We start from the raw sequence: 9,020 nt of genomic DNA, 5'->3' as shown, positions 1-9,020 counted from the left end.
ATAATCACCTCACCGTCCCGCCTCCCAAAGCCCGGACCGATAACGCCCTGCTGCCACCTCACGCACACCCGTCATGCTCGGGCTTGACCCGAGGATCCATGATGAGTTGAAACAAGGCTCAAATGTATTTGGACTTGTGTACTTCCGCTATGCGGACTTAGTGCCGTTTCCGCTATAGCAGCTTCAAAATTGTGGCGGTTTTAATTGAAGAGTTGAATTCTCAACCAGAAGCTTGCTTAGATAAGTTGCAACTCAGAGAAATTCTATATGGACCACATAATGGCAAGCATAACGTTCAACCACGATCCGAAGGAAAGCCTGGATGGTCACTTTCTTACGCCAGTTTATTTTGACAATGAGGTGCTTGTAAAACACCTTTACAGCAAAACAATAGCGGTCAGCTTCGCAAGCGAGACTTATGGAACAATCAACTGGTCGGACGGCTGCATGTCTTTTGGAATCAACTCGAAGGGGGCGATCTTCGCATGGCTCGGTGACCTGGAGCAGCTAACTGTCGCTGAACAGCACCATTGGAAAGAGCACAATTTGCTTGCTCAAAATGACACGAAGTCGGAGTTTTTTGACGCCCAAATCAACGCGCAATTTTCCGAGCCTACTGTTGGCATACAAGCCATAAATGCCTTGGAAGATTGGAACGCAGCCTTTGCTCTCAAGCACGGCACCGAGCTCTACAAGCCGAAGGCCTTTACGGACCGCATTGAGGTCGTGAGACGCTACCGCCGTGTCATTATTAATTCTGAGGATGATTTCATTCGTTTCGTTAGCGAATTGAACGAGATCATCAATGAGAACGTCGACAACGCTAAGATTCGGAAATTCCTCACATCGAACAACCTTACGCCCGATGCCGGTTCTAAAGGCAACAAGCTCCTCGAGATGACATATCGGGACGTGCTCGGCGACACAAAAAACCTCATCGCCCCATTCTTCTGGCTCTACGATCTTCGCCTGTGGGCGGACCACGATATGGGTGACGGCAAGCTCGTGGATGTCGCGGCGCAACTCGGCATTGCAGACCTGAAAGACTTTGAGGCGATCTTCACTAAACTTCTCGAACGCCTCCGTGACGCCTTTACTGAGTTGAAAGCGGCCTACGGTTGAATGCTGTTGCCCGCACGTACTGAATTGTTACCGCTGTAGCATTTCTTCCGCCAAGACAAAGGTCTGCTGCAGGCTCAGGGCGGTAGTAAGCTATGCGGACAAGAGCGGACGAATCTGACAGACAGCATTATGGTAACCGAGCTATGATTGCTACGTTGCCATAGCGTTTTACTCTCCGTCATAGAGGGCGTCGAATGTGTGGAATAAACGGTCGTTTACCCTCTCGATCCAATCCATTGTGCCTTTGAAATTTTCGTCATAGGCATCGATCCTCTGTAGCCAGAGGCGGTACGGCTTGGTGGTGAATTTCACAATAGGCGTGACATATCTGATGTCCGCCGGATGGTTGTCTGTGAAGGCCGAAAATGTTCCATCATCGTTGCGTACCAAACCCCAGTCCATCGACTCATTCCAAGAGCCGTGGATTGACTCAGACATCATGCCATAAGTGGCTGAATATAGAGCGTCGTGTTCGATCTCAGCAAAGATGTCACGAAAGCTCTTTCCCTGAAGCCGCCACCTATTCTTTTTCTGCTCCGCGAAATCGTCCGTCGTAAGCCCCTCGAAATCCATCTTGTCGTTTACAGAAGCAAGCAACCGCTTGCCAGCTTTGGTGTCAAAGAAAACTGAACCTTCCTTTAGCTCCCTGAGGATTCTCAGCCTGTCCTTATAGGAACACTTCCGATAATCCTCCATTACGGCTTTGTCGTTTAGCATCAGATATGTTGCGATCGTCGTAGCTTCTAAGAGCGGACGCTCGAAATTCGCGATGACTTCCGCGTTGTCCAACTCGTGGTACTTTACGCATTCCTTGAGGAGCTTGGAAACCCGTACAAGCAACCCGAGGACTGGCGCATCGTCAATCGAAAATCCAGAAGGGTTTCGCTTCACATTGCGAACTCTCGTCATAGCATCATAGATGTTTGCTACGTCCTTGAAGAACTGTAGTGAGAATTCGTGAAGGCCTTCGAGAGAGACAAAATGCCGCTCGATATAATCAGGCTGATACTTGGCGATTATTTCGGTAAATTCTTCCATTTTCGAAGCATACTATCCGGCGAGTGATGAGAGCAATCGCAATGTTAGCTGAAATCGACACCGCGCCCAAAGGCGCGTGTATTGACCCAGGACTTCGTATACTGATTTTCGATATGGTCAAATGACGGCAGTTTTCAAGATAGACTGAGAGGTGACGAATGACCAAGAAGAGCTCAAACCCGACATTTATCACCAACGCTCACACACAAACATTAACCGGGGGTGCCGAGGTCAGCGCGCGGCTTGAGCATTCAAAACTTGACGGCGATACGACCATTGGCAGCTCAATACAAAAAAACTTATCCCCGCCCAACGTCACCCATGTCATCATGCTCTCGTCTTTCATTCAGCCACGCAGCTTGCTGACGAGCGAGGGGTGGCCGGGGAAACCGAATTTGGTGCCCTGTTGGAAGAAGGTGGTGAACAGTAATGACGATGCTGTTTTGCGCCGAAATCAAAATGTCCAGCCTGACACCGAAGGCAACCGTAAGTCGTGATGGGCAATGCTCGCCTGTCTCAATTTGATTGCAAGGCGTAATATACGTGAGCAACTTGCAAGCGCGGGTAAGGGGATAAAAGGGTTTAGCACCCCGGGGCAATTTGATTTTAGCAAAAAGCCATGACATGCGAGGCCTTCATGGGCTCAATGACCTAAAATAGCGCAATAATCGAGCCTTTGAAGACCTCGCATGCTGCAATAGTTTTCGCTCGCGGTGCGTACCGCAAACCGCATGACGCGCTAAAACCGCGCTATGCGATTGGCTGCACCTGCGCGGGCGCGAAACCTAAAGGTTTCGGGCTGGCCGCCCAAGTTTTGGTTAGGTGCCTTAGCCATTCCTTCGCGGCGCCGTCGGCCCTTTGGGCCTCCCCCGGCTCTTATTTCATGCCGCCGAATGGTGCATACAACAAATTCAGAACAAGTGGCGCAAAGAATGGACGAAACAACATGTTGTTGAGGACCCCGGCCAACGTTTTGGCCGCCCCACCGGAGGCTCAGCTTGAAGGCATAGCGAGGCTTTAGCGCGTCATGCCGTAAAGCGTTACGAGCCGTGAGGTATAACTAAAGACAAAGCGACCAACGGCGGCGCGTAAAAATGCTCTCTTTATTTCATCAAAACAGCAACAAACCCATAGACTCTGGGGCCAATTCGGGTTATAGCCCGCCAATCTATTTTGTCACTAAACACCAAGACCGGTGTAACCGCCCCTTCTGGCTCGACTTTTAGGGACGCTCTGATCGGCGAGAATCAACGGACGAAAAACATGAATATTATTCAACAGCTTGAAAAAGAGCAGCTCGAAGAACTTGCCGCAAAGCGCGAAACACCAGATTTTTCTCACGGTGATACCGTTAAAGTTTGGGTGAAAATCCGCGAAGGTGAAAAAGAGCGTTTGCAAGCCTATGAAGGCGTTGTGATTGCTCGTGCAGGCGCTGGCTTGAACCAAAGCTTCACAGTTCGCAAAATTTCTTATGGCGAAGGTGTTGAGCGGGTTTTCCCACTTTACTCACCAGTTGTCGACAGCATCGAAGTGCTGCGCCGCGGTAAAGTCCGTCGTGCGAAGCTTTATTATCTTCGTGAATTGCGCGGCAAATCAGCTCGTATTTTTGAATCAACAAATGCACGTACCAAAAAGATTCAAGACGGTGAGCGCGAAGCAAACGCAGTTGCAAAAGCGGCCCGCGAAGCAGAAAAAGCTGCAGCTAAAGCCGCTTCTGAAGCTGCAAAAGCAGCCGCTGCTGAAGGCGAAGCAAGCGCTGAATAGTCGCTTTTCGCTAACAACGAAATTAAAAAAACCCGGCTCATTGGCCGGGTTTTTTATTGTCATTTATTGAAGTGCATTTTGATCTTAATGGCCCCAATTGAGCTTGGGGCCAATAAAAATGGGCACCTAGCTAGATTGCGCCAACAGCGAAGCATTGCCGCCCGCCGCCGTTGTATCCACGCAAATGGCGCGCTCATGCACAAAGCCAGCCACATCAAACCCATTGGTGATCACGGGCACAATCGGCCCCTTTCGTTTCGCCAAAGCCAGGCGGACCGATTGAGCAAACGCGCCTGACGCGGCCAAGCCAACCCCATCGATTTCAAGTTCACTAAGAACCACGGGGTCCACCACCCCTTCAAGCACAGCAATTGGCGCACCAACCATTTGCACTTGCGCCAATTGGGCAGAAACCTCAGGCGTTACCACCACAACTTTATTGCCCAACGCCAGCGCCATTTTGGCCAGATCAACCAGCCCTTCGCCCGCACCAAGCAAAAGCATTTTGCCCCGTGGGGTATAAGACAGACGGTTCAACTCTCCGGTTGGTCCAGGCAATTCACATTGCATGGCCAATGGCTCAACACCCAAAAGCGCAGCCCGGTCATCCAGCGCGGCCCATTTACCTTTTTCCAAATCGGCAAATGCATGTGCAATGGCATCTTTGCCAATCGACGCTGTGTCCAAATCAAGATCACGCGCACCCGATCCATTGCGGAACCGATTTAAATAGTTTGGTCCACCAGCCTTTGGCCCGGTGCCTGAAAGTCCTTCACCACCAAACGGTTGCGACCCCACGATCGCACCGATCTGGTTGCGGTTAACGTAGAAATTGCCAACCTTGATCTTGGCGCCAATCTTTTCAATCCGGTCATCCACCCGGGTGTGCAGCCCAAACGTTAGGCCAAACCCACGCCCGTTAATGTCGGTAATCACCTGATCAAGCTGACGCGCTTTAAAGGTTGCCACATGCAAAATGGGGCCAAAGATTTCACGTTCGAGATCATTTATGCCATCCACTTTGAAAATGTGTGGCGCAACGAAATATCCCTTTTGCGGCGCTTCAAGTTTGCGCAACAATCGACCTTGTTTTTCCAAGCCTTCGCAATAGGTCAATATCTCTGCTTGCGCATCAGCATCAATCACTGGGCCAACGTCGGTAGCGTCATCCCAAGGGTCGCCCATTTTTAAGGCTTCCATTGCGCCATAAAGCATTTCCAAAAGATCATCGGCAATGTCTTGTTGCACATAAAGCATGCGCAGCGCCGAACAGCGTTGCCCCGCAGACTGAAAGGCAGAAGCCACAATGTCACGCACGGCTTGCTCAGCAAGCGCGGTGCTGTCGACAATCATGGCGTTTAACCCCCCGGTTTCTGCGATCAGCATCGCATCGCTTGCCGCGGTTTTGGCCAATTGCATATCAATCAATTTGGCCACTTCGGTTGAGCCCGTAAAGCAGATCCCACCAATGCGTGGATCAGCGGTTAAGGCTGCGCCAATATCGCCAGCACCCGCAACCAACAACAAAGCGTCTTTTGGCACGCCAGCATCATGCAGAATTGATACGGCTAAACCACCCATCAACGGGCTTTGCTCAGCCGGTTTTGCAACCACAGCATTGCCGGTCACCAATGCGGCGGCCACTTGCCCGGTGAAAATCGCCAAGGGGAAATTCCAAGGAGATATGCACCCAATCACCCCACGCGGATCGCCTTGATGTTCAGCCTTCAGCCCCTCGTTTGCGTAATAGCGCAAAAAGTCCACGGCTTCACGCACTTCAGCAATGCCATCAGGCAAACTCTTGCCCGCCTCGCGGGTTGCCAAGGCAAAAAATTCCGTTGCCCGTTCTTCAAACATAGTGGCGGCACGTTTAAGAATACCAGCGCGATCCACCACATCGGTGGCACCCCATGCTTTCTGCCCCTCAAGCGCAACACCAATGGCTTTTTGCACTTGGTCAGGGGTAACATTTTCCGCAAACCCAACAATTTCACTTGGGTTACTTGGATTAAAGACAGGCTGATCCTTCGCCCCTTCCCCCAACGCCTTGGAAGCCTTCGCGCGCCATTGGAACGGGGCAGCAAATTTGCGACTTTCTTGGTGGATCAAACGCACATCATTTACGTCGGTAAAGTCCCAACCTTTGGCATTTTTGCGCTCCACGCCGAAAATTTCACGCGGCAAAGGTAGGTTGGTATTGCGCGCCGTTACATGGTCCAAATGCGCACCAATTGGGTCCGAAACAATGGCGCGCGGTGGAATTTTCTTATCGTAAGCTTGATTGACGAAGCTAGAGTTCGCACCATTTTCAAGCAACCGGCGCACCAGATAGGCAAGCAAATCCCGGTGCGCGCCAACTGGGGCATAGATCCGACAGCGGGTACCATTTTGCTGCCGCAATACATCGTGCAAACCTTCGCCCATGCCGTGCAACCGCTGAAATTCAAAGCCCTCACGCTCATTACCAGCCATCCGCAAAACCGCAGAAGTTGTATGTGCATTGTGCGTAGCGAACTGAGGATAAATCCGATCCTGCATGTCCAAAAGCTTGCGCGCACAACCAAGATAAGAAATGTCGGTGTTGACCTTGCGAGTAAACACAGGATAGCCAGATAGCCCCATCACCTGAGCGCGCTTAACTTCCGTATCCCAATAGGCTCCCTTGACCAAACGCACCATAATTTTGCGGTCAAGCTTTTGCGCTAAAGCATAAAGCCAGTCGATAACATATGACGCGCGAGGGCCATAGGCCTGCACCACAACACCAAAGCCATCCCATCCTTTAAGATCGGGGTGCTTAAGAACCTTTTCAATTATATCAAGCGAAATGTCCAAACGGTCCGCTTCTTCAGCGTCGATATTAAGGCCCATTTGCGCCTGAGCGGCAGGTTTGACCAGCTCAATAACGCGCTCAACCATCTCATTCACAACCGTGTCGCGTTTGATATATTCATATCGCGGATGCAAGGCTGACAATTTGATCGAAATGCCTGGGTTTTTGCGCACATCGCCAAATGTAGATTCTTTAGCCAACCGCTCAATCGCGTTTAAATATGCTTTGTGATAGCGCTGCGCATCTGCTTGTGTTCGCGCGCCCTCGCCAAGCATATCAAAGGAATAAGTATAGCCCTTTGAAACCGACCCCGATCCATTTTTCAGCGCTTCATTAATGTCGCGCCCGAGCACGAATTGGGAGCCCATAATACGCATTGCTTGGCCAACGGCTGTGCGAATAACCGGTGCGGACAAACGTTTACTCAATTGAGCGATCGGCTTCATTACGCCTGGTCCATCACCATCAAGTAGCGCTGAGCTGACCACCAAGCCAAGGGTAGAGGCCTGAACCAAAAAACTCTCCGCAACACCCAAATGCTTGAGCCAATCCTCATCAACAATCTTATCGGCAATAAGGTCATCAACGGTTGGTCCATCGGGCACCCGCAACATAGCCTCAGCCAAACACATAAGCGACACACCTTCATCGGTGGACAACCCATATTCAGCCAAAAAGGTCTCCATTAACCCCTGCTTAGATTGATCGCGCAACGAAGACACCAAATTGGCGGCGTCATCAACAATCGCATGTCTGTCCGTTTCTGACAGTTTGCTTTGCACCACCAAACGCTCAATAACCTGATCCTCGTCCGGCAAATAATGTGCTCGAATTTCTTCGCGAATTTTGTCCAACATGGGGCTCCACCCTTAATCTGACCAATGCAGTTTACCTGCAAAACAAATGTTGGACATATCTTATCACTTTGCAAACAGTCCATTGTCCCGTACAAAGGACAACTGCAATGCAAATGAGCTAAAGTTGATAGATTATAGCGATATTTGTAGCGATAATTCAGTAAAGGCAGATCAAATGGACCAGATCGATCGCAAAATTGTTAATGCCCTCTCCACCAACGCCCGCCTGTCAATGGCGGAGTTGGCGATAAAAGTAGGTCTATCCAAAAGCCCCACGCAAGCACGCGTGAAAAAACTGGAACGAGACGGCATTATTCTGGGATATGGCGCCCGCATCAACCACGAAAAAACTGGCAGTGGCCACATTGCTTTTGTGCAAGTCACCTTAAACGACACGCGCGCCAACGCCCTGAACGCATTCAATGCTGCTGTGAAGCAAACACCGGAAATTTCGCAATGCCACATGATGGCAGCGAGCTTTGATTATTTGCTGAAGGTGAGAACCAAGGACATTTCGGCCTATCGGCGGGTATTGGGCGAAGTGATCTCCGCCCTGCCCCATGTGGCACAAACATCTACATTTGTCGCCATGGAATCGGTGAAAGAATACTGATTAGCCAGTTGAAGTTGGCCGATCAAACACTCGACGGCCAAAGCCGCTTTCGGTAAGCGCCACCAACATGCGCGCACTCTTGCCGCGCTCGTCAAGATAGGGGTTTAATTCAACCAAATCCATTGACGTCATCATGCCACTGTCAGATATCATTTCCATAGCAAGATGAGCTTCGCGATAGGTCGCTCCGCCAGGAACCGTTGTGCCGACGCCCGGCGCAAATTGTGGATCAAGAAAGTCCACATCAAGGCTCACATGTAGCATCGCATCATCTTCTCGCACAGCATCCAGCACACTATTGATCAGCGAAACGACACCACGCTCGTCGATGCGGCGCATATCCATCACATCAACGCCCCGTGATCGCAAAAGCGCACCCTCTTCATCATCAATCGAGCGCGCGCCAAATACATGGTAATTGCTGGGATCAACTGGATGAATTGGCTCTTCAAGCACCCCGTCAAAACCTGGTTCACCACAAAAAAGCGCCGCAGACATGCCATGCATATTGCCCGACGTTGATGTGGTTGGTGTGTTAAAATCTGGATGCGCATCAAGCCATAAAACATGTAGCTTCTTGCCAATTTCTGCAGCATATTTGGCAACACCGGTCACCGACCCCATGGCCAACGAATGATCACCGCCCAAGAAAATCGGCGTCGCGCCCGATTTCAGCGCCGTATAACCTTGCCGGTTGAGCGCACGTGCAAAGCCGGCGACCTCATTCTCATGATGAGTTGCGCCGGCCAGCTTTAACGACACCTGATCAGGTGTCACATCCCCTAGGTCGTCA

Annotated in this window: 7 protein-coding genes; 4 read left to right on the top strand and 3 right to left on the bottom strand. The window is 50.8% G+C overall.

What is annotated here, in order from left to right; genetic code table 11:
- The first annotated feature begins 279 nt into the window (after positions 1-279).
- Positions 280-1,122, top strand: coding sequence for a hypothetical protein (locus Q0231_RS10070; protein ID WP_299347551.1), 843 nt, complete (start codon positions 280-282; stop codon positions 1,120-1,122).
- A gap of 168 nt (positions 1,123-1,290) precedes the next feature.
- Here Q0231_RS10070 and Q0231_RS10065 read toward each other — a convergent pair whose 3' ends face one another.
- A complete protein-coding gene (locus Q0231_RS10065) occupies positions 1,291-2,160 on the bottom strand; it encodes a DUF5677 domain-containing protein (RefSeq protein ID WP_299347549.1) in 870 nt (289 codons plus the stop codon).
- Positions 2,161-2,318: 158 nt separating this feature from the next.
- Between Q0231_RS10065 and Q0231_RS10060 the strand changes: the two genes are divergently transcribed.
- Both Q0231_RS10060 and rplS read left to right on the top strand, forming a co-directional pair.
- Entirely contained in the window at positions 2,319-2,657 is a 339-nt protein-coding gene (locus Q0231_RS10060) for a hypothetical protein (protein WP_299347547.1), read from the top strand.
- 766 nt (positions 2,658-3,423) lie between these two features.
- Positions 3,424-3,924 (top strand): 50S ribosomal protein L19, encoded by a 501-nt coding sequence (rplS, locus tag Q0231_RS10055; protein ID WP_269393432.1) that lies wholly within the window; start codon positions 3,424-3,426, stop codon positions 3,922-3,924.
- Positions 3,925-4,050: 126 nt separating this feature from the next.
- On the opposite strand, the gene putA is transcribed toward rplS, so the two are convergent.
- Positions 4,051-7,614 carry a bifunctional proline dehydrogenase/L-glutamate gamma-semialdehyde dehydrogenase PutA gene (gene putA, locus Q0231_RS10050; RefSeq protein ID WP_299347544.1) on the bottom strand — a complete coding sequence of 1,188 codons (3,564 nt, stop codon included), beginning with the start codon at positions 7,612-7,614 and terminating at the stop codon, positions 4,051-4,053.
- A 175-nt stretch (positions 7,615-7,789) separates the two neighbouring features.
- Between putA and Q0231_RS10045 the strand changes: the two genes are divergently transcribed.
- The gene (locus Q0231_RS10045; RefSeq protein ID WP_269393430.1) at positions 7,790-8,227 is read left to right on the top strand and encodes an Lrp/AsnC ligand binding domain-containing protein; all 438 of its coding nucleotides are present in this window, start codon (positions 7,790-7,792) and stop codon (positions 8,225-8,227) included.
- Here Q0231_RS10045 and rocF read toward each other — a convergent pair.
- On the bottom strand, positions 8,228-9,020 hold a 793-nt coding region (rocF, locus tag Q0231_RS10040; RefSeq protein ID WP_299347541.1), incomplete at its 5' end, for an arginase. It lies immediately after the preceding gene.

This window comes from uncultured Maritalea sp., from assembly GCF_937139385.1.
Classification (GTDB): Bacteria; Pseudomonadota; Alphaproteobacteria; order Rhizobiales; family Devosiaceae; genus Maritalea; species Maritalea porphyrae_A.
The sequence above is the reverse complement of the archived record's forward strand: the minus strand, read 5'-3'. Positions and strand labels throughout refer to the sequence as shown.